Consider the following 21,526-nt stretch of genomic DNA (forward strand, 5'->3'; position numbering starts at 1 on the left):
AGATGAGCGAAAACTCAGGTCTGGTTATTCCCTTCGGGATCACCGACAAGAAATTTGCCCAGCAACTGGCGCGTGCTGAAGCTGATGCCCGTAAAAAGGCTAGGCAGATTGAGAAGTCGGTCACGGGTGTCGGTGATGCGGCTGGGGCATCAGCTCAAAAAGCTGGTAAGGAGATGACAAGCTTCTTCAATGTCTCCAAAGGTGGCCGGTTCGCTCTCCAAAACGCCACCAATCAGTTTGCTGATATGGCTGTGCAGATGGAAATGGGCACCAACCCGATGCGTGTGATGGGGCAGCAAATCCCACAATTGGTTGCCGGGTTCGGGGCGTTGGGGGGCAGTATTGGTATTCTCATGCCTATTCTTGGCATGGTTGCAGGCCTTGGCTTTCCGATAGCTGCTTTCTTGATGCAAACCTCTAGCGGTGCAGATGATGCAGCGACCAGCGTAGATAAGTTCTCTAAGGCGTTTTCTGAGGCTGACAGTGCAATCTCGCGTGCAAACAGCTCTATCAAGGCAATGGCAACCAGCGGTCTGGATGATGTTAAAGAACAGTATGGCGAGGTTACTGATGCTGTTCTTGAATTGATAGAAGTGCTTGGCGAACTGGATACGAAAGCTGCAGTTAAGAAAGCCAGCCTATCGGTTGGTGTGTTCTTTGATGAAACACTTAGCGGGAATGGTGCTTTCCAAAGTTTTGAAGATCAGGTCCACCGTGTGCAAGCGCTTTATCATAAGCTTGAGCAGCTCAATGACCCGGTTTCCGGGCAGCGCTCCCGCGATGCGCTTGGGATTGAGGGGCACCGCGAGGCGATTGCAGAGCTGAATGCAGAACTTGAGCAATCTCCTGAGAAAATCAAACGTTGGATTGCTTTACTTGAACAAGTGGAAGCGGGCCGGGTTGCAAGCGATATGGGGCAGGTCTCCGATGCACTTGCAGAAATGCGCGAAATTCTGACTAGCTTGCCTGATGCTGATTTAGCTGAGGTTGGCAACGAAATGGCGCGGCTTGAAAGCATTGCTCGAAAGGCGGTTGGAACGACTGAGCGGCTTGAAGATGCAGCCAAAGGTGTGTCGTTTGAAGAAGCCTCGAAATCTGCCACTGATATGGCTGAGGAAATCAGCCGTGCGGCGGATGCTCTTGCTGATATGAAGGCAAAAGGCGCACTATCGCTGGAAGAAGCACACATCAAACTCAAGTACAAAGATGATCCGCAGGGATTGGCGGGAGCTTTAGCTGGACGCGAATTTGATACAGCGGCTTTGTCACTGGGCGGGTCTCAAGGGCGGCAAAACCACCAGCAGCTCATGAAGGACAGAACAGCTTATATTGAGCAGGCAAAAGAGTTAGCCCGCATTGAAGCTGGGATGCGCCCTGCGAAAAAGGAAAAAAAGAGCTATTCCTCAGCCGATGTAATCGGACTTGGTGAGAAAGATATAACCACCCTGGCTCGCCAGATTGAGATGCTGGACCTTTCCAGTGATCGGGTTGCAGAGCTGACTACAAAATACAAATTGCTTGATACGGCAAAAGCGCACGGGCTGGATCTGGATGAGAAGTCGTTGCAATCTGGGTTGTCATTGCGTGAAGAAATTGAACGACGAGCGCATGTCGTTGGCGGGTTGACAGCACAGTTGGAAGAGGCATCCCACAACACCCAAGTCATGAATACATTGAACCAGCAGCTTACGAGCAGTTTTACAGCTCTCGCCTTTGAAGGGGCGAACTTTGGTGAAGTGCTTGAAAGCCTTGCAAAGCAGTTTGCAAGCATGGCAGCTCAGGACGCTTTTGGTACGCTGTTGAGCGGTGCCTTTGGTGGTGCACCTGATGGCAGTACCAGCGGTAACATGCTTTCAAGTTTACTCTCTAGCTTTGGCGGGTTCTTTGCCAGCGGTGGAACGCTTGGTGCGGGCAAATGGGGCATTGCTGGTGAGAACGGTCCCGAACCTATTGTGGGGCCAGCTACGATTATTCCGAACCATGCACTGAGCGGTGGGGGTGGAAGCAGCTCGTCAACTGTGCATGTGATTGTGAAGGCCAGCGATATGTTTGAGCCGATGGTTGAGAGTGTTGCAGGCAACGTTGTTGCGCAGGCTGCTCCAGCTATTGCGGGGGCAGGTGCTCAGCAATCCAGGCCTTACACGCAGCCGGATATGAGAAATCATCATATGACGGGGGGCGGGGATCACCGATGAACTTTATTGAATGGCCTCGTCGTTTGTTTCGTTCGCAGTCCGCGCCTGCGTTTCATCTGGTGCACTTTAACCGCTCAGGTGGGCAAGCTCTTTCAGGGGTTGAGCGTGTGACGCGTACTGACCGTGGTTTTTGGCGGGCAGAGGTGAATGATATTATCCTGAATGCTCGTGAGGCTGATCAATGGCGCTCATGGCACGCGCTGAGCCAATCCATTGGCGGGCGTGCTGGTGTGGTGGCGCTTTCGTTTAGCCAGTGGATGGCACAGAAAAACTACAGCGCTGCTGGTGTGAGCGGCCATGCGGACGGGTCTAGCTTTGCGGATGGGGCCGGTTATCGCTCAAGCACAATGCGGGCCTATATGCATGAGACAGCTGAGATTGGGCAAACGGTTGTCAAGATACGGGTTGATTATGGGATTGATCACCCGGCAGGGTTGCACTTTTCTCACGAGTGGGCGCTCTACCTTTGTGGGGCTATTCGTTCCCAATCTGACGCGGTGTTTGAAGTGCCGATATCTCCTGCGATCCGCCGGCGGATTCCAGCTGGGGCAGAGCTGGAATTAACGGAACCCGGTTGCTTGATGAAACTCACAGATGACAGGGCAATGGATGTTGTGATGCCGCTGAGCCGGATTGCTAAAGTGAGCCTTAAATTTGTTGAGGCGCTTGAGGTTTGGGAGGAGCTGGCCGAGGAAGAATATGGCTAGAGCAAAATCAATCAAGCTGCTTATATTCATCGATTTTCCTGATGGGAAAATTCGTATCTGGGATGGGAGCGGGCCGTATATTGACCGCGATGGCAACCGGTGGCGGGGTGCTGGTGAGATACCCTCAGATGCGCTTGACGTGCTTGAGTTTCCGTTTGCGGGCGAGGCTGTGACGAGGGACATTTCACTGGAAGGGGTTCCGCAAATCATTTATGATCACGGGTTTGATGAGATGACCGCAAAGGATCTGATCGGGTCAAAATTTCAGGTGCTCATTCAAGATTGTGATGGTGACGACCAGCCGTTGGACGCCCCGCCGAGCGTCATTCAAACACTGCAAATTGTGGATTTCTTCTTTGATGAAATGAGGAAGGACGGCAGCATTTTCTACCGCATGACAATGAAGCTCGCCAATCGGTTTCTACTGCGCCGTATGAACGATCAGGCAGTTTTGTCTGATGTAAATCAGAAGGCGCGCTCTGCTGTCCTTAACCCGGCTGGAACACCAGACCAATTTTGTGAGCGCGTGCCGTTGATGCGAATTCAAAAAATCCGGTGGCCTAGGGTTTAATGAAACTGGAAGATTTTACAGCACTGCGCGGGAGGGAGCCTTTTCTTCTCGGGTCCGCAGACTGTTGTCTCGTGCTTGCTGATTGGGCCGTTGCGTGTGGCCACCCAGACGGGGCGGCACATTTGCGCGGCACGTATCAAACCAACGCGGAATTTATCGCGATTGCTGAAAAACGTGGTGGGCTTGTGGAGCTGGTTGGTGAATGCGCTGGACTGGCTGGCATCCCTGAAACTTCCAAGCGGGTTTGCGGTGTAATTGGCGTTGTGGGCAGTACACACAACCCGCTGCGCCAATGGGGCGCGATTTGGAATGGCGGCGCGTGGTTGGTGCGTATGCGTGAGGGGTTCATTCCAACGCACGCATACTGCCTTAAAATGTGGGGGCCTGTGAATGGTTGAGACTGTTGCTTTTGCTGTTGCCTGGGCTGTGTCAAATGCAGCTGCGGGGGTGGGTGTAGCTGTAGCGGGGCAGGCCACGCTTGCTGCAGGAGCGGCGGCGCTTGTGGGACCTGCCCTTACATTGGGGTTGAGCGCGGGTGTGAGTTACCTGGGGTCTAGTTTTTTTGCTGATGGCTCGGAAGCGATAATTCCAAAACCAGCTGACGGGCAACACTCAATAAAGCAGGAAATACCGCCGCTGAGCTTTGCGTATGGGCATGTTAAAAAAGGCGGGTTCTATGTGTTTTTGGAGGAGCACGACGGCACAGCCTATAGCGTCATTGTGTTGGCATCTCATCCCATAGAGGGCGTTGAAGAGTTTTACCTGAATGATATCCGCGCCCTGGTTAATGATGAGGGCATTGTTGAGGGGGTTGATAGCCCTGATGCCGGTTCGGATAAATACTACGTCAACGGGCCGTTTCATGTGATCCAGCTGCTCTCACGCAATGGCGACCCGGTTGGGGTGCCATATCCACGACTACCTGAGTTTTTTCCCAGTATTTGGGGCGAGGACTATCGGGGCGATGGGCTGGCTACGATTTACATGCATGCACGATCTGCGGATGCAGAGAGTTTTACCACCATCTACCCAAACAGTCTGCCAGCTCCAATTCCTGAGATTAAGGGCAAGAATGATATCTATGATCCGCGAACGGGAACGCGAGGCTATACCGAAAATCTGGCACTGATTTATCTTGATTTCCTTTGCATGCCGTTTGGAGGCAAGCAAGCGCTTGAGGATTTTGATTTAGACAGCTGGTCGCGTGCTGCTGATTGTTGCGGGGAGTTGGTGACCAATCGCTCCGGGGAACTTGAGCCGCGTTACTTTGGCGGGATATTTGGCAATTTTGATATGGACCCGGTCACCGTACAAAAATACATGGCGGGGGCTGCCGAGCTAGTGCTTTTCGAGACCGGTGAGGGGAAACTTGCCGTCCATGCGGGCGAGTGGATTGAGCCTGATATTCATATTCAGACCAAGGATATTATCGCGTTTTCGTACGAGGCGAACTTAAATCCGGCCTCGCGTATGGAATCTGTGCGCGGTCGTTGGACCAACCCTGAAACCGGATTTGCAACCGAAGATGCGGCTATCTTTGGAAACACCAATATTTTTGATGGTGATGCGCGATCAGAGACGCTGGATAACCCGATTATACAGCGGCACAACCACTGCCAGCGTTTGCAAAAAATCTATTACACACGCAAGCGAGCGGCGTTTGTAACGTTGACCGTGGACTACTTTGCAGCACAAGGCTTGATGCAATCTCGCTTTGTGAAGGTCACACACAAGCCCTACATGGATGGCGGCTATATTGAGATTACGGGGCGTCCGAAACTCATCTTGCGGCCATACTTGCGTTATGAAATCAGTGGTCGGCATGTGCCTGATACCCTGTTTGATTTTGATGCAGCGAGCGAAGAAGGTGAGCCAGCGGCTTTGCCTGAGAAAATAGGCACAACTCCTATTCCATTGCCGGAAAATGTGAGTGTTAAAATCAAAGCCGATGGCGATGCAGTGCGGGCCTATGCCACGTTTGAGAGTGCGTCTAATAATCTGACCTATCAGTTGTTATCTGAGCAAGCCGATGGCCAGCATGCTGTTCGGGATAGCGCGCTATCGGGCAAGCTCTATGTGTATTCCGCACCGCTTATTCCGGGGGAGTACTACAACTTTAAAATGCGGTCTTTGACTGCGCTCGGGGTTGCGTCTGAGTGGACTGATACAATCACGTTATACGCGCAATCTGATCCGAACCCACCGGGGAACCCTTTGAATGTGAGCGTTGTAGGGGACGAAGGCCAAGCAATCGTCTCATGGAAAACGCCAAACTCCGATAATTTTGGATCAACCGCGATCTACCGGGGCACCACCAGTAACGCTGATGATGCGGAAATCATCGACCACATTAATTCAGCAGCATCGTCCAATCAGGATTTTGAGGACACCGGCCTTGTGGCGGGGACCTATTATTATTGGGTGTCGTCTGTGAATAGAGCAGGGGTAGGGGGCGATCTGGTTCTTGCCAGCGGTAGCCCTGTGATTGTTTCCTAGGCGAGCGTATCTCGCAAGCTAATGACGAGGCGAGCATTGCAATGTTAATGACTTCCGAGACTGTTTTCAGAGATCACGTGGTTGAAGGCGACCCCTCGTCCGGGGAGCATGACGTAAAAAAATCTGAGGTGCGAGAACTACTCAAAAACATCGCGCTTGGTGTTTCCGCAGGCGGCGGTGTAGCTGCGCAGGCAGCGTCTGACCTCCCTGTATCAGTCGAACCTAATGATCCAAGGACGGCGATCGTATGGGGTGAGGGTGAGGGTGATGAAGCGCTCAACGGAATTTGGAACTATATTGCCGATAAATGGGTGCAGATCCATTCGTTTACTGGTGTATACGATCAAAGTAGTGCGCAAGAGACGGTTTATGCGGCTGTGTTTGCTGACAGATACGGAAATCTTGTAGTCGGCGTGCGCCATGATGGGAGTATCTATATTCCCAAGCTTTCGGTCGGAACTATCAACGCTGACCCGGTCGAGCCGGATGAGCAGAGCGAGTGGAGTACGCTGAGCGTTGCCAACTCTGATACAGTCGTGGTTGTTGGTGATAGTTATTCCGCTGGAATATTTAATCTCCAAGACAAGGCTTACATTTCAAACCTGTCTGCCATGTCACCGTTTAGGTTTAGAAACTTTTCATTGGGCGGGGATTCCGCTCTTGATATGCAGCATAGAATTATCAACAAAACGGCCTATGTTGATGGGACGGTGTTTACAGGTACATCTGCAAAATATGCAGTTGTTGCAACGTATACAAATGATGTTGACTTTCGTGACGTTGATCTCAACTACTACCTAGAAAATTTGCGACGGCTGGTTGAGGTTATTCAAGCGGCGGGTGTAGAGCCTATTTTATGCTCAGAGTTTCCCGCCAGCGCTGATACCGTGTCGGGCATTAGGCAAATTTCGCGAGAGTACGGTATTGAGTTTATCGATTGTCAGACGCTAAACCGCGAAATTGGAACATTGGACGTCGGGCCGTTTCACCAAGGTCACCCTGGCACGCGAACCAATGGTGTATTTTGGCTCCCGATCCTTGAACATCTGCGGCAATTGAAACCTGACAACTCAATCAAGATCTACCGTAAACGAGATGAGTTTACAGCATCGGACATGAGCGAGCTTCTTTACACGGGGGAGGTCGGCAGGTACCGACGGTTTAAAGAGCTTAGCGTGAGCCATTACAGGTTAAATGACTCCAATAAAGAACGGTTTGAGCAACTGGACGCGGGCGACATAGATTCACCTGTTTTTGTTGATGATGAATACATGCGGCTTGAGAATGGAGAGGCTGTTACATTTGATGATTTTGCTCTTATTGAGGCAACGCTTGATGGTACCGCTAAGACCATCGAGGCGCTGCGGTTGATAGTGAGCGGGTCAACGGGTGTCTCTGTTTATGTGCGTGATTGGCTGGATATTGACGCGGCTATTCCAGGGAAAAAACAAGGTACATTGCCCACGACGCCAGAGTATCTTGAAAAGTGGGATCAGCCGCGTGGTGCGTGGCGTGACGTTGGTTCTGGTTTAGAGATTGAGTTATTGCAAGCAGATCTTGTTCACTCAATGAATAAGGATTGCATTCAGTTTTTACTCTATAAATCAGGTGGTTTTGATCTGCATGATGTGGAGATCAGCTATAAGGGCGGCGGCAAAAACAAAAGCGCAGAGCAACTGCGGCTGCATGTGTCGGGCGAGGAGCTGGTCGGAACGCAGACAGTTGCAACCAGTGACCTTGCTGCCTGGACGCAGACAGGGTCACCAAATACACTAACGCCAATTGATGTTTATAACGCGCCGTGCAATCCACTGGACATAAATAATCCAGTCTCTGAGGTTTGTGAAATTACAGCAACCGATACGCTGAGTCAGACTGTTGTGCTTGCGGCAGGGGCCGCTGAGAAGCGCTATATATTAACAGTGTGGGCGCGGTATTTCCCCAGTGCGTATCTTGATAACTCGATTTATGGCCTCGATCCTGCACAGGTAATTGATAGCAGTGAGGGTGGTGTTGATTTTGATACTCATTCATTGATCACGCAAGACACGGCAGATGTGCGGACGTTGGTGGTTGAATATTCACACGCTGACAGCTTGCCAGCTACAGGTGGTGTGCGTGTATCAGATTTTGCCGCGTTATGCTGGCGTGGGGTAGAGATCCCGATAACCCTACTGCCTGAGCCGTTAGGCCGCGACGACTTTACATTCAAGCTCTCATGTCCCGATGGAGTTATCCAAATAGCAAAGGTTTCAATGAGGGAGGCAAAATAATGGCGATGAGCGTTTTCACTCTGCCACATGCAGATTTTACGGGGCAAGGATTGCCTACACTGTTTCCGTTTGTTGAGCGGGCTGACCTTGAATTTAGCTATGATTTTCGAGCGCGGGCTGATCGTTTAGAGTGCATTGATGGCGATAGGGCAGCGCTGGTACCGTACCGTAATGATATTGTCGCAGGGGTTTATGAAGTGGACCCGTCCATTATTTTACCAGCATCGAGTGGTGATGGTATTCGCATAGAGCTTGGGTGTTTACTGACAGATTATGAGTGTCCAACTATTCCGATTGATGGATCGATGCAATTTTCTGTGTTGGTTGTTGGGGGCTTTTCCGGCGTTGAGTTCCCTGCAGATAAAATTAGCGGTTCGACACCATCAAATGTCAACTTTCTAGACTTTGGTTCGGGCGGGGGGCCAAACAGTGTTATCCTGAATGATCATAGTAACGGCGATGTTGGCGCGAGAATTGATGCCGCAGCAATCAATGTCGGATCTGAGAAATCAAGTTTGGCACAAAAGGTGTTTATGATTTTGACATTTGATGGGAGCAACTGGACTGTCCATAATAAAACCCTGGGCACTATCGTTACTCGCAGCAATGCTGAGCTTGGTATTACAGAGGCACTGGAGCCTCTTACTACTCAATCTACAACACTCGCAATCGGCCATTATTCGGCGGCAAACACATCTCAAGCTAAATTCCCAGATATGTATCAGTTAGCAATGTGGCGGCGAGTTTTAAATGATAGTGAGATCACCGCGCAATATGTGCTGTCAAAGGCGGCTCAACCTAATCTGGATTTGTAACGCTTACTGAAGAGATCAGTTCTCGCTTTTTATAATTGATGTGAATGCCACCTGTGAAAGGTGGCTTTTTTTATGGAGCAATGAGCAATGAAAGATACGTTTCAACTGATTGTTATGGACCTGCTGGGATGGACGAGCCGTTGGGACTGGAATTAGCATTCGAAATGCGAGCAATGTACTGATTGATTGTGAGTGTGAGGATCTTGAGACAGCTGTAGACGTGGGAGCGGCGGCATCGGGCGTTGAGATTGTTGATAGAGATGAGAACTCCTATAAAAATGTACCATTCGCGACTCGCTTCAAGTTTCATGCATCATCCACCCCACCTGTGCGCCACCCATTAATCGAAGACTTTTCGCACAGCGGTGAAGGGACTGAATTGGAAGACGCGTTCTCAGGGCGCTTGGTCGATGAGTTCAAGTGGCGAATTGAAAAAGGCAGTAATCCTGACGCAAATGCGTTTAACTTAACTGGTGCGTTTACGATCCGGGTTGGTAGTGACCCTGATCGATCACTTCAAAAAAATGGTGCTCAGCTTACCAATGGCCTTCATTGGTCGCCTGAAAGAAAAAGCCTGTTTGTAAGAGGTCAAGTGAAGGTAAATAGCACAAACGTCCAGTCTTTTTTCGGGATCAATAATACAGCACTGGAATTCGACTGGCCGTTTACTGTGGCTGATGGAATCGTCTCTTCGAGCCGCTCAAACGCTTGTGGATTCCTTTGTGACTTTGATTCCGAGGGCGGTGTGATTTACGCTGTAGCGGTAAAGAATGGAGTAGTTCAGTCAGTCAACACGGGCGTTTACTTGAGCCCTTTTGATTACAGAAGGTATTTTATTATGTTCAGCGAGACAGGTGATGCATTTTTTTATATCGACCGAGTCTTGGTCGCGGAAATCGAGAATGCATGTAGTGCTGCTACTATATACAGTCCGTATATCATCGGCTCGTCAAGCGCGGTAGATGGCAAAGAGATCTATCTCAAGAACTTTCGGATAAAACAAGCTACATAACATCGCTAACAAACGCGGGTTGACAGTCATGCTCTTGCAAAAATAACGTTACGTTAACTGGTGCAAAATGGGTGGGTGTTCTCGTGCCTTTACAAGTTCTTTCGAGCCAAGACGCGATAAAAATTCGCAAGCAAAACCTGTACTCGAACTGGCCAAATCGGGGAAAGACAAACAGGTTTGAACCTGTGGCAAGGCCAAAGATTGAGGCAGGCTTTAAGATAGAGCCGGGCTCAACAATTTTTACCGTAGGCTCATGTTTTGCCAGAAACGTTGAGGCAAATCTAGTAGCAGAAGGTTTTCGGCTCCCAGTGCGAGAGCTTTTGCGGCGGCCTGAGTTCGATAACGTTACAATGGCCTCTCTAAATAATTACGGTGCTCCTTCGATCTTTAATGAGTTCTGTTGGGCATTAGATTCAGACAAGCCGTTCGATCCTGATACGGGTATCTGTCAAGTAAAAGATGATAGGTACGTTGATTTGCATGTGATGAACGAGGTTCGGCCTGCTGCTCTCGAAGAAGTCACCAGCAGGAGGGAAGCCATCACAGAGTTATATAGATCGGTTCGCGAGTCCCGCACTGTGATTATTACTCTTGGACTTTCCGAAGTTTGGTTCGATCAGGTGGCCGGGAACTATTTAAATGTAATTCCCCTTCCAGGGGTAATGCGTCAGGCTCCAGACAGATTTGAGTTGCATATTTTAACAGCTGGAGAGCTGCTTGGATATCTGACGAGAACTGTTGATTTAATCAATCAGAACTCCGTGGTTGGTGCCAATATTTTAATCTCAATATCACCTGTCCCTTTGAACCAGACTTTCCGGGATTTAGATGTCTCGGTGGCAAATACCTACTCAAAATCGTCTCTTCGAGCAGCTGCTGAAGAGCTTGTCTACGCATATGATAACGTATTCTACTATCCGAGCTACGAGGCAATTACGCTTTCTGACCGCAAACTCGCGTGGCAGGATGATCAAGTGCATGTAACTGATGCACTGGTATCTGAGCAAGTTTCTCGAATGGTAGGCGCTTATACATATCGATCGGGGGGTGAGCATAGCCGTGACACGTTGATCGAAAGTCTACGCGGTGGCCCAAGTGAGCAAGAGTTAGATTGGCTGAGTCTGCGTTATGCTGATATGATCAAAGCGGACTCAGAACTTTCAACTGAATATGCACACTTGCTGATCAAGTATAAGCGTTTTGAGGAAGCTCTTTCCGTTCTTGAGGCAATGTTGGTTGATGCTAGTACAATCGTTCTAAAAGTTCGGGCTCTCAAGCTGCTTGAGCGTTTTGAAGAAGCAGAAGCACTTGTCGCCACAAATCTTGATAACCGATCACGAAACCACCAGCTCTGGGAAGAGGCTATTTCACTAAGCGTCGATCAGGGTAAGTTCGAAGAGGCCCACGGAAGAATTGACACATGGCGGCATCTCGCGCCCTCTGCAACTGGTCTTATCTTCCGTCGAGGCGCACGCATTTTCGCTGGATACGACACAAAGGTGGCGATTGATCTATATGCGAGGGCACTTGAGTTTGATCCTGATGATAAATACGCATTAGTTGCCATTCAGAAGCTTAAAGAGATTGAGAAGCTTAAAGAGGCTGAGAGGCTTAAAGAGACTGAGAAGCCCAAAGAGGATGAAGTCTTTGGAACGCTGGAACGTGAAGCATCATCGCCGGAACTTAACTCTAAAGCGCACTCGCAGAAGCTTGGATCTGTTTTATTTGATCGTATGAAGGCTTGGTGGGCACCTCACCACGAGCGCGGTTAAGAGCAAGCGTCACAAAATACCTGCCCACATCTTAATAGAAACCAACCCGCCGTCTGGCGGGTTTTTTCATGGAGCGAGCAATGAAAGATACATTCCAGTTGATTGTTATGGACCTGCTTGGAAGTGAGGGCGGGTTTGCGAACCGGCCCCGCAAGGCTGATCCGGGCGGTGCTACGAATCTAGGCATTACCCAGGCGACTTTGAAAGCGTGGCGCGGTCGCCCTGTGAGCGTGGAGGAGGTCAAGCGTTTAAGCCGTGAGGAGGCGCTGGAAATCTACCGTGCGCAATACTGGGACGGGGTGAAGGGCGATGAGTTGCCGCGTGGATTGGATTATGCGGTGTTTGATTTTGCTGTCAATTCGGGTCCAGCGCGGGCGGTGAAAACCTTGCAGAAAATCCTTAAGGTCAAGGCAGACGGTGCAATCGGCATTGTGACTCTGGAGGCTATCAAGGCACACGCTGTAACCTCTTTGATTAATCTTCTCAGCGCTGCCCGGTTGACGTTCATGAAGCGGCTGAAGAACTGGAAGTTTAACAAAAACGGCTGGTCGCGGCGGGTGCACCATGTGCAGGAAAGATCCCTGGAGCTTGCCAACAATAAGACCATAAAACGCCCTCCTATGCCTGTTTTGCAGGCGCATGAAAATGAAGAGGGTGCAAAGGCTGTTGAGGAAGAAACCAGCGCACTTAGCGCATGGCTTAGCCCTGAGGGCATCACCAAGGGAGCGATGGCAGCTTCTGGTTTCTCCGGGATTTTGGCAGGGTCCGGGCCGGTGCAGTGGGGTTTTGCAGCTGCTTTGGTGATCACTGTCGGCATCGCTGGTTATCTGCTGATCAATAACGCACGGATGGCCTGATATGGCGGCGGCACTTTCATTCTTGATTGGAACGAAAGCAGGGCGGGTGATTGCGGCCGCTGTGCTTTGGTTGGTGTTTGCCGCCTTTGCCTATCACCAGATCAGGCAGGGGGCGTTTGAAGATGCCGCGCAAGCGACTTTGCAGGAAACGCTCGAAGCGGAACGGGAAAGGAAGCAGGATGATGCTTATTTGCAGGGCCTTGAAGATTACCGCTTGTGTCTTGAGTATCTTCGCAATTCCGGGATGCAAAACACTGAATGCGACCAGTTGCGCGGGGTTCACGAAAAATAATCTAAGCGCTGCGGGGTTTGTTGCCTTGGTGAAGGCAGACCGCACCGGGGCTGATCGCGTTGCAGCCAACGACCGGAACGGACACAGGCGGGAGTGCTGGTGATGGATGGGCAAGAGCAAACAGTCAACGGGTGGCAACTTGACCGGCGTGTGCCCGCTGCGTTGATCATCACTGTGATGCTTCAGTTTGTCGGGTTTGTGTGGTGGGCGGCGAGTGTGAATGAGCGCGTGACCGCACTTGAGCGTGACCTTGCAGACTCCAGTGTGATGGTTGAGCGCGTGACGCGTGTTGAGACTCGCGTGGATAGCATTTATTGGCAGCTGGAAAAAATCGACGGGAAGATTGACCGGATCGCTGAGATTAATTGAACGGCTTGGTCGCGACCTATCTGTGACCCACTTAATTGTAACTGTTAGCCCGTTGCCTGCCGGGGCAGACTATAGGTTTTAGGCAGAGCCGGATAAGTGCTGGTGTTCGCTGCTCTGCAAACTCTCGAATTAATAACCGCCCTTGTTAACGCAGTGGGTCAAGAACTGCCATTCGAGCGTTTCCATCATGAGTTGAGGTAACATCAGGTCCGCGATGCAGCAGGGCTTTGTGGGTAAACTCTTCTCAACTCGATACCCTGGCAGCCACTGAACGTACTGAGCCCAATCGAGACCCTCAAAATGAATTAGTATTCGCAGACGCAACACACGGCGACCAGCAATGTCGACCCATTGCGGCCATCCAGAAAGACGCCCGACGCTGCGCCCCAAAGCAGACTTCGGTTTTCTTTCAAAAGCAATCATCCTTGCGCGCTTTACCGTTGTCTCATGAACATTGCTAAATTGCTCACGGGTAGAAAATCCGCTCATCTCAGCTGCTGTTGAATACAATGAGGGTTGCAACATCAACTCACTTGTCGCAATGATTGACTGTAGAAACAAAAGCCAACAAATTCTCGAGCATAAAAAATGAAGAGATATCGCATTCAGCCTGCGCATTTCGACACGCGTGCACTTACTTTGGAAGAACCAAAAGACACTTGGACAGAAGAGGTAATTAAGCTGCACATGCAGAACAAAGAAAGGTTAATCAAACAACTGCAAATTGAGTTGGGTGAACACAACTTTGAGCAAAAACTTGAGAATTTCAAAGAACTTGGGCAGCTACCTTTCTCGATAATTTCACACCACAATGATTTGTTCCTACAGGCAAGGTATGCCTTCATTCACTGCCATTATTATCCAGCCCTCACCGCTGCATGTGCGCTCGGAGAAAGAATTCTCAATCATCTGCTTCTGGATCTAAGAGATCATTACCCAGTATCGACATTTGACAAAAAGTCTCATAAACGCAAGTCAATTGACGATTGGAAAAAAGCTATAAGTACATTTGAGGAATGGGGAATCTGGAAGTCAGACGAGGTGACTGAAGCGTTTAGCAACTTATCGGCTTTGCGGCACAGATCAATCCATTTTAATCTCGATACCGCAAAAAACCTCAGAAGTGATGCGCTATCCTCATTGGCGTATCTATCGACAATCATAAGAGAACAATTTGGGTTCCGATTTGACAAAACAATCCCCGGAACCAAGGGTGCCTTTTTTCTGAGAAAGGAAGAGGAAACAGATCCCTTTATGAGAGAATACTACTTATCTCAATCATTCTATGTATCTCCTTATCACGCATTTGAAATGATCGAGCCAATTTGGTGCGCATTCGATTACAAGCAATCGGATGACGAGATAGACGATGAAGAATTTGCCTGTTTGTTTAATGACCGAACATCAGATCAAATGACTCCAACTTCTGTACCATGGGACGACGGTATTGTTGCCTATGCAGCAATAGGTAACAGAATTCACGAGCTTGAATACGATGCCTCATTGGCAGAAGCTTCAAAATCATCGGAATCGAAAACCAGTATTGAAAGCTAATTGATGACTGAACGATGCGTTTTGGCTCTTCCGCATCCTGATCTTTTTCCAATCGGCGTAGATCATCCGCTTTGACTGGTGGGGGCAGAGATATCTCATCTGCGGGAGATTACAGCTTTCCGCCCTACCGTTCCGCCGCGACCTCGATGTGTTTTAAGGTTCTTTGGATGTCTGCTTTTGGCAGCCACACTACAGATCTCACACCTGCAGGGAATGGCTCTTTGCTGACCAGTTTACCAGAAAAACCATAAATGGCGACGCGACCGTTGCGTTGCAGCAAATGTCTGAAAAGTCCGCATAGGCGTTTGTTCTGGTCTCAACAAACCGATGATTTTTGAATCAACAGTATGTTCTAGGAGATCGACTTGAGGTTGTAACCGCGTGCTAGTCGAGCTGTCAGCTATCTGCGCGAACGGCAGCAAAGGTCACAAAGCTACGTGCTACGTTAGTAAACTGCTTTAAACGGACCTGCGTTCAGCAGTAACGCTCTATTTTCTTGGCACAGGTGCCCAATGCTACGTTGACGCCTACTTTTTGAACTCCTCCTCCTGCCAATGAAAATGAAGGAGTATTGATAGAAAGTTGAACCCCAGTTGTTGATACTAGTTGCGTCCAATCCATTTTAATTAGTCCAAATTTTATTTTTTATGATTAGTGATAAGAATACGCCAGCTATCACAGACAAAAAAATCCATGGCTTAGCTAAATTGGCGTAGTAAAGAAAGGCATTTGTTTCGACCCAGGCGGAAGGGTTTTTTCTAAGGGATATAAGATATTTACCATACTCATATTTCTCTGCCACAACGACACCGCCAAGAGCAAAATATAGTAAGATAGAAACGATAAAAAAGCCCCAGACAAAAATGGCTTCAATTGTTCCTATAGGCTTGATTTTGCGCATATTTCAGTTCTCATTGGTATGTCCTTCAACTGAGCTGAGGGTTGGTCGGATTGCCAAGTGAGGCATATGCCCATATTTGACAAAATAAGAAAGAATACAGACAGTAGAAATGACAGTATGTTTTGCATATCGCCGAACCGCCATATTTCAGAATTTACAAGTCAAATCAGCTTTTAGTGATATTTGGTATTTACAAAACAAATCAAAACTTGCGGGGCTCTTCGATTATAACTTACGGTGGAAATCCGAGGGTACCTCAATCAAAATACTGCCCTCTAAGGTGATATATTAGTCATCAGGCGTTTATATGGGCTTCCGGTGACATTGCAGTTGATCCGCAAAAGAAACGTGTTTGGCGAAATAAGCCTCAAGAGGCCATAGAAGAGTATATTAGAACCTATGGGGAAGACCTGACTGAGCAACGCGATTTGCAACTAGCATTCATTCGAAAATTCTCCTACCTAGCTGATACCTGAACAGCATCGACTCATGATAAAACCACTCGAAAGTCCACTGTGTGGCCGATACATCTTGAAACAGCCAAATATATTCCGGTTCTCGCAACGCAGCGAACGACAGCTTTTGATCACAGCAAATTTGCTGCACTTGCGAAAACCAGCGCACCAATGAAGGTCGGCTATGGGGGCTGGAGCAGCAAATAAAGCAAACTCTTGAAAGCATCCTTGGCATCTTTCAAGAATATTAGTTCAACCCTTGATGGAATAGCCCGAACGGCAGCAATTGGCCCTGATTACAAGCTGATTAAGGTCAACCCTAGGTTTGCATCTGCCTCTGGCTGAGGCTGCTCCGTAACCAGCGAACGGCGGCAATGGTCACGTTGGGTAATTCCAGATCGCTCACATGGGCTACTGTAGAAACGTCCAGAAATACCGGTCTCAACCTTAGTTTGAAGTGCTCCAGTGACCGTTCCTGGCCCGAATTTCTGTTCATTCCTGGCATGTTACAGCGTGGCTACTGCTGACATAATCAAACGTCCGTAAGGAACGCACAACATGATTTCCTATGTCACCGTCGGTGCTGATGACATCGTTCGCGCGAAACGGTTTTACTCTGCGTTCCTGCCAGCCCTTAATTACGGGCTGGAAGAGAGTCCTGAAGGCCTAAGCTACGCGCTGCCCGAACAACCGCAGTCTGCCACTTTTGCAGCTTCGAGGGAACTGGGCCAACGAGCTGAAGGCCGCTCAAGAAAAAGGTCCCCGGAACACTGCATTCCGAAGACCTACCAGCGTTAACCTGAAGGTACCTACCGCTTAAAACGAGTAGCGCAAGCCTAGGTTAAATGTATTTTGTGTGGCGCTAATATCGATAGGATCAATCAACTCAGCATCATGAAAATAATTGAAGTTGTAGTCCGCAACGATCTCCATGTTTTTACTAACTTCGAAAGCAACGCCAGCAGCAAGTTTCAGTGCAGCATGAGTAGTTGTTTCGGACTCAGAGCCGACAAGCAAAGGATCAACACTGCTAAAATCGCCGCTTAAATCGAAATCTATGACACCAACACCCGCACCAGCGCCCACAAATGGGGTGAACCTGGTTTCATTATGGAAGTCATAATATGCAACTGCCATCACGGACCAAACGTCGATGTCAAATTTAGCAGAATTGATGCCATCGTCATAAGATTCTGAGTAGGCAGGAGAGTACGCCCCTTCAAGGCCAATACGCACATTCTCGTTTAAAGATTTACCGAAGCCGATACGGCCGATAAAACTTGTTTCATCATCGGAAATACTATCATCGAAAGCTTTGGCTTCAAGCTCACCCAAGCTGACACCCGCAGATGCTTCTGCATACCAACCTTCTGTTGGAGCCAGAATGCCGGCTGCTGAAACAGAAGTTACAGAAACCATAGAAATTGCTGCAGCAGCAACTAGTATCTTGTTCATTTTTACCTACTCATATTAAAAATTAAATCGAAAGATAATCGATCTAATTACGGAGGTTATAAAGATAAATACAAATAATTGTATTACGCATTTGTGATTGTAAAAACTCATAATGCAACGTTGCTTAATTGCAACACACCTGCCCATCGGGCGCGGTTCCAGCTCAGTGCTTTGAACAAGGCCCAATAGACAAGAAAGGGCAGGGGGGCGTTGCTCTGGCTCTGCTTATGGCCTTGAGCGACCCTCATAAGGGTATCAGCCAGATAGGGGTCTGATGGGCTTTGTCAGGTTATTTTGATCTAAATTTAAGAAGGTGCTAAAAGGTTCTTTTTGCGCACAATTCTGCCGTGTAGTCGCTCCACAAGCGGAACGCATCAGCGCGCGCATGGTGATATGAGGCGGCAGAAAGACGGTGGCTGGTATGGCGCAATTTTAGCTGGTCTTGTGGTTCCGACGAACCTACCATCTGTACACAAAGCTGTAGATTAGGCGAGGCTATGTTGGCATGTTATGCAGAGCGCATGACTACATAACAAACTACATAACATTTGTGATTTTCAAACCTTTTGTTGAGGTTGGTAATGACGATCTAGTAGATTGATAAATATCACTAAATTGAATTTTTTGAGGTTCTTTCTAAAGCTCCGCTAGAATCCCTCCGTGTCCGCCATCTTCCCTTTACAATTTTTGAGACAGGCCCCAGCTCGGGTTGGCCCTATGGGTCTGTTGGATGATGTCTTTGCCTCGGTGTTTTTCCTTGTAGGCGTGTGGGTGTGTTTTGCGCTGTCGTTTTGATTTGAGATTCTTCAAAAATGTGATGAACTTCCGGATGTGAGCCTTCGGAGAGTTCTTTTCCCACCTGTCATATAAACGTAATGAAAAGCTTGTTTTGCGAGCAATGCTGTCGTGTAGGTTGATGTCAGTTTTTTGACGTGCTGATGGATTGGCCGAGTGTCATTTCATTGTAACAATCTCATGTGCCTAGTGCCTCAAATTTCACAGGTACGGGGTTGATCTCTTGATCCAGTTTGAGAGCGTTAGAAAAGAATTTGGGGCGCATGTTGCCGTCACCGGAGCGAGCTTTACTATCGAAAAGCCTCAGATGATCGGTATTATCGGGCGCTCAGGTGCTGGTAAGTCGACGCTGCTGCGCATGATCAATAGGCTTACCCCAGCAACTAGCGGGCGTATTTTAGTTGATGGTGTGGATGTTCTTGCCATGCAAGGCCAGCAGAAACGTCATTGGCAACGAGATTGCGCGATGATTTTCCAGCAGTTCAATCTTGTGCCGCGCCTTGATGTGCTGACAAACGTTATGCTGGGTCGTCTTCATGAGCATGGGTTTGTCTCTAGCATGCTTAAGCTGTTCACACGTGAAGAGCGTGTGCAGGCCTTGTTAAAGCTTGAAAGGCTGGGGCTTGCTGAAACGGCGCTAAAGCGGGCCGAAAACCTTTCTGGAGGTCAACAGCAACGTGTTGCTATTGCACGTGCGTTGATGCAGGGGCCAAAAGTCCTTCTTGCAGATGAGCCGATCGCTTCTCTTGATCCGATGAATGCACAGGTGGTGATGAATGCCTTGAAGTCAATCAACACGCAGGACGGCCTGACCGTTATTTGTAACCTCCATACACTTGATACTGCGCGCAGCTATTGTGACCGTGTGATTGGGATGCGTGATGGTGACATCATATTCGATGGGCAGCCGGAAGAACTCTCCGCCTCTGTTGCACGCGAGATCTATGGTGCAGATGAGAGTTTTGAGGAGGGAATGACTTCAACTTCTCTTGGCGGCGAAGGTGCAAAGATCGCTGTCATGGAGCTGGCGAAGGGTGCTTCGTCACCCGTTATCTCTGCTGCTGAATAGCAGCTTTTTTATTTTCATAAATATTTGGAGTGCCCGATGAAAATCGTCATGAAAGTCGCTGCAGCTGTTGCTGTTAGCACAACCGTTCTTGCTGCGCCTGCGGCAAAAGCAGAAGAAAAGATCACCGAATTCCGTATTGGTATTCTTGGTGGTGAAAATGAAGCGGATCGCCTTCGTTCCAACGAGTGTCTTATTGAGCGCTTTGAGAAGCTTCTTGGGGTTCCGGTCAAGTTGTTTCCAGCTGCCGACTATGCTGGCACGATTGAAGGACTTAAAGGTGGCAACCTGGACTACGCAGAGCTTGGCGCTTCCGGCTATGCTGCGGTTTACCTTTCAGCGCCAGATGCTGTTGAGCCCGTGCTGACTACCAAGCAGACCGACGGTGCAACTGGTTATCACTCTGTGATGGTCGCACGTTTCGATTCTGGCATCGAAACTCTGGGAGACATGCAGGGTAAACGCTTGGGGTTTGCTGACCCTAACTCCACCTCGGGCTATCTGATCCCTTCTGTTGCTTTTGATGAAATGGGCCTGAAGCTGGATGAGTACTTTGCTTCCACGCAGTTTTCTGGTGGTCATGAACAAAATGTTCTGGCTGTCTTAAATGGCGATGTTGATGGCGGTGTGACCTGGGCCTCTGGTGTCGGGGAATGGGAAGAGGGGTATACCTCTGGCAACCTTCGTAAGATGGTCGATAAAGGCATGGTTGACATGTCTGAGCTGGTTCAGGTCTGGCAGTCGCCACTGATCCCTAATGGTCCGATTGTATTAGCAAAAACTCTGCCGGCTGATGTGAAGGGGAAGGTTGTTGCCTCTTTGAAGGCCATGGTTAAAGACAACACCGAGTGCTTCTATTCTGCGCAAGGTGGAACCTACGCGGACTATGTGGACGTAAACCACGATTTTTATAAGACCATTGTTGAGGCCCGTCGCCGCAAGATTGAAGCGAAAAAAAATAACTAGTTTAGCTGAGGTTTGGTGAGGGCGCGGATTATCTGCGCCCTTTGTGGTGCAAGATGCTGCCCGGCCTATTGCTTTTTCGTTTTTGGAGTGTGTTGAATTGGCCTCTTATCCAGCGCTTGCTGATGCATCGCGACTGGCTGAGATCTCTCAGTCTTATGAGCGCGTTGCTCGCAATCGAACGCTTTATACTCTTCTTCTTATAGCTCTATGTGCTTTAAGTATCTCAGGTGGTTTGTACATTGCGGATCAGGCGAACTCAGGTGGGTTCTGGACCGGCCTGGGTAAATTCTTTGATTACCCGGCAGAACTTTTCTTAGGGGCCTATGAAAAGGGGGGCATGGGGCTCTTCAGGCTTACTCTGCAATACCTTCCTTATCTTTTCGAGACATTGAATATTGCGCTCGTTTCAACTTTGCTGGCTTTCTTTTTGGGGGGCGCACTTAGTTTTGTCGCTAGTCGGACCCTGGTGAGTAATCGCTTGGTTGTTGCGTTGATGCGCCGGGTTATGGATGTGTTCAGGGCTTTTCCTGAAATCGTAATAGCCCTTCTTCTTGTGTTGATTTTTGGTCCTAGCCCTGTCGCGGCCGTGATTGCAGTGACAACGCATACAATCGGAGCGCTGGCCAAGCAATTTTCAGAGGTGAATGAGAACTGCGATCTGAAGGCCGTTGAGGGCATTCGCAGTATGGGGGGGAATTGGTTTGAACAAATTCGGTTTGGCATCCTTCCGCAGGTTCTTCCTAACTTTCTATCTTATGCGCTGCTTAGGTTGGAGGTGAATGTGAGGGCTTCAGCTATTTTGGGGTTTGTTGGGGCTGGTGGCCTGGGGGCGGAGCTTAAGATGGTGGTTGATTGGAATTATGGTGCCGACATTCTGGTCATTATCTTCATGCTTGTCGTTTCGATCGCCTTAATCGACTACCTGAGTGGTGTGTTGCGTCACAAACTCATTGGGCAAAGTGGACAGGTTTAATG

At 49.0% G+C, this 21,526-nt stretch carries 20 protein-coding genes; 17 read left to right on the forward strand and 3 right to left on the reverse strand.

The features are described 5' to 3' along the window. Positions 1-2 precede the first annotated feature (2 nt). From BMZ51_RS10735 to BMZ51_RS10790, 12 genes are all read left to right on the forward strand, one after another. The gene (locus tag BMZ51_RS10735; protein WP_068011139.1) at positions 3-2,195 is read left to right on the forward strand and encodes a phage tail length tape measure family protein; all 2,193 of its coding nucleotides are present in this window, start codon (positions 3-5) and stop codon (positions 2,193-2,195) included. Next, positions 2,192-2,902: a hypothetical protein gene (locus BMZ51_RS10740; protein WP_068011136.1), complete on the forward strand. Its 711-nt coding sequence runs from the start codon at positions 2,192-2,194 to the stop codon at positions 2,900-2,902. The genes BMZ51_RS10735 and BMZ51_RS10740 overlap by 4 nt, the downstream gene beginning before the upstream one ends. Then, on the forward strand, positions 2,895-3,473 hold the full coding sequence (locus BMZ51_RS10745; RefSeq protein ID WP_068011134.1) for a hypothetical protein: 579 nt from the start codon (positions 2,895-2,897) through the stop codon (positions 3,471-3,473). Before BMZ51_RS10740 ends, BMZ51_RS10745 begins: the two co-directional genes overlap by 8 nt. After that, positions 3,473-3,871, forward strand: coding sequence for a DUF6950 family protein (locus tag BMZ51_RS10750; RefSeq protein ID WP_068011132.1), 399 nt, complete (start codon positions 3,473-3,475; stop codon positions 3,869-3,871). Before BMZ51_RS10745 ends, BMZ51_RS10750 begins: the two co-directional genes overlap by 1 nt. Next, entirely contained in the window at positions 3,864-5,969 is a 2,106-nt protein-coding gene (locus tag BMZ51_RS10755) for a phage tail protein (protein ID WP_068011130.1), read from the forward strand. Before BMZ51_RS10750 ends, BMZ51_RS10755 begins: the two co-directional genes overlap by 8 nt. A 41-nt stretch (positions 5,970-6,010) precedes the next feature. Continuing rightward, on the forward strand, positions 6,011-8,242 hold the full coding sequence (locus BMZ51_RS10760; RefSeq protein WP_074882033.1) for an SGNH/GDSL hydrolase family protein: 2,232 nt from the start codon (positions 6,011-6,013) through the stop codon (positions 8,240-8,242). After that, entirely contained in the window at positions 8,242-9,057 is an 816-nt protein-coding gene (locus BMZ51_RS10765) for a hypothetical protein (protein ID WP_068011126.1), read from the forward strand. The genes BMZ51_RS10760 and BMZ51_RS10765 overlap by 1 nt, the downstream gene beginning before the upstream one ends. Positions 9,058-9,277: 220 nt before the next feature. Continuing rightward, positions 9,278-10,069: a hypothetical protein gene (locus BMZ51_RS10770; protein ID WP_068011123.1), complete on the forward strand. Its 792-nt coding sequence runs from the start codon at positions 9,278-9,280 to the stop codon at positions 10,067-10,069. 185 nt (positions 10,070-10,254) lie between these two features. Then, positions 10,255-11,841 carry a GSCFA domain-containing protein gene (locus BMZ51_RS10775; RefSeq protein ID WP_175485018.1) on the forward strand — a complete coding sequence of 529 codons (1,587 nt, stop codon included), beginning with the start codon at positions 10,255-10,257 and terminating at the stop codon, positions 11,839-11,841. Between the two features lie 80 nt (positions 11,842-11,921). Then, entirely contained in the window at positions 11,922-12,698 is a 777-nt protein-coding gene (locus BMZ51_RS10780) for a glycoside hydrolase family 108 protein (RefSeq protein ID WP_068011119.1), read from the forward strand. 1 nt (position 12,699) lies between these two features. Beyond that, the gene (locus BMZ51_RS10785; RefSeq protein WP_068011117.1) at positions 12,700-12,990 is read left to right on the forward strand and encodes a hypothetical protein; all 291 of its coding nucleotides are present in this window, start codon (positions 12,700-12,702) and stop codon (positions 12,988-12,990) included. A gap of 102 nt (positions 12,991-13,092) precedes the next feature. Then, complete coding sequence (locus BMZ51_RS10790; RefSeq protein ID WP_068011116.1) at positions 13,093-13,359, forward strand: hypothetical protein; 267 nt, start codon at positions 13,093-13,095, stop codon at positions 13,357-13,359. Between the two features lie 129 nt (positions 13,360-13,488). On the opposite strand, the gene BMZ51_RS10795 is transcribed toward BMZ51_RS10790, so the two are convergent. Then, positions 13,489-13,848, reverse strand: a complete 360-nt coding sequence (locus BMZ51_RS10795) for a hypothetical protein (protein ID WP_139201381.1) — start codon at positions 13,846-13,848, stop codon at positions 13,489-13,491. Between the two features lie 99 nt (positions 13,849-13,947). Here BMZ51_RS10795 and BMZ51_RS10800 point away from each other — a divergent pair, with 99 nt between their 5' ends. Continuing rightward, positions 13,948-14,913, forward strand: coding sequence for a hypothetical protein (locus BMZ51_RS10800; protein ID WP_068011114.1), 966 nt, complete (start codon positions 13,948-13,950; stop codon positions 14,911-14,913). A 622-nt stretch (positions 14,914-15,535) separates the two neighbouring features. On the opposite strand, the gene BMZ51_RS10805 is transcribed toward BMZ51_RS10800, so the two are convergent. Further along, complete coding sequence (locus BMZ51_RS10805) at positions 15,536-15,814, reverse strand: hypothetical protein (protein WP_068008491.1); 279 nt, start codon at positions 15,812-15,814, stop codon at positions 15,536-15,538. 1,013 nt (positions 15,815-16,827) lie between these two features. Here BMZ51_RS10805 and BMZ51_RS24300 point away from each other — a divergent pair. After that, the gene (locus BMZ51_RS24300) at positions 16,828-17,067 is read left to right on the forward strand and encodes a VOC family protein (protein ID WP_208979427.1); all 240 of its coding nucleotides are present in this window, start codon (positions 16,828-16,830) and stop codon (positions 17,065-17,067) included. Between the two features lie 18 nt (positions 17,068-17,085). Here BMZ51_RS24300 and BMZ51_RS10815 read toward each other — a convergent pair whose 3' ends face one another. Next, on the reverse strand, positions 17,086-17,724 hold the full coding sequence (locus BMZ51_RS10815; RefSeq protein WP_068008488.1) for an outer membrane protein: 639 nt from the start codon (positions 17,722-17,724) through the stop codon (positions 17,086-17,088). 1,018 nt (positions 17,725-18,742) lie between these two features. On the opposite strand from BMZ51_RS10815, the gene phnC reads away from it, so the two are divergent. The 3 genes from phnC to phnE all read left to right on the forward strand — a co-directional run bounded on the left by phnC (position 18,743) and on the right by phnE (position 21,524). Next, the gene (gene phnC / locus BMZ51_RS10820) at positions 18,743-19,588 is read left to right on the forward strand and encodes a phosphonate ABC transporter ATP-binding protein (protein WP_068008486.1); all 846 of its coding nucleotides are present in this window, start codon (positions 18,743-18,745) and stop codon (positions 19,586-19,588) included. A gap of 36 nt (positions 19,589-19,624) precedes the next feature. Beyond that, positions 19,625-20,551 carry a phosphonate ABC transporter substrate-binding protein gene (phnD, locus tag BMZ51_RS10825; protein ID WP_082825676.1) on the forward strand — a complete coding sequence of 309 codons (927 nt, stop codon included), beginning with the start codon at positions 19,625-19,627 and terminating at the stop codon, positions 20,549-20,551. A 97-nt stretch (positions 20,552-20,648) separates the two neighbouring features. After that, positions 20,649-21,524 (forward strand): phosphonate ABC transporter, permease protein PhnE, encoded by an 876-nt coding sequence (gene phnE, locus BMZ51_RS10830; RefSeq protein WP_074882066.1) that lies wholly within the window; start codon positions 20,649-20,651, stop codon positions 21,522-21,524. Positions 21,525-21,526: the final 2 nt, after the last annotated feature.

Source organism: Pseudovibrio axinellae (genome assembly GCF_900110875.1).
GTDB lineage: Bacteria > Pseudomonadota > Alphaproteobacteria > Rhizobiales > Stappiaceae > Pseudovibrio > Pseudovibrio axinellae.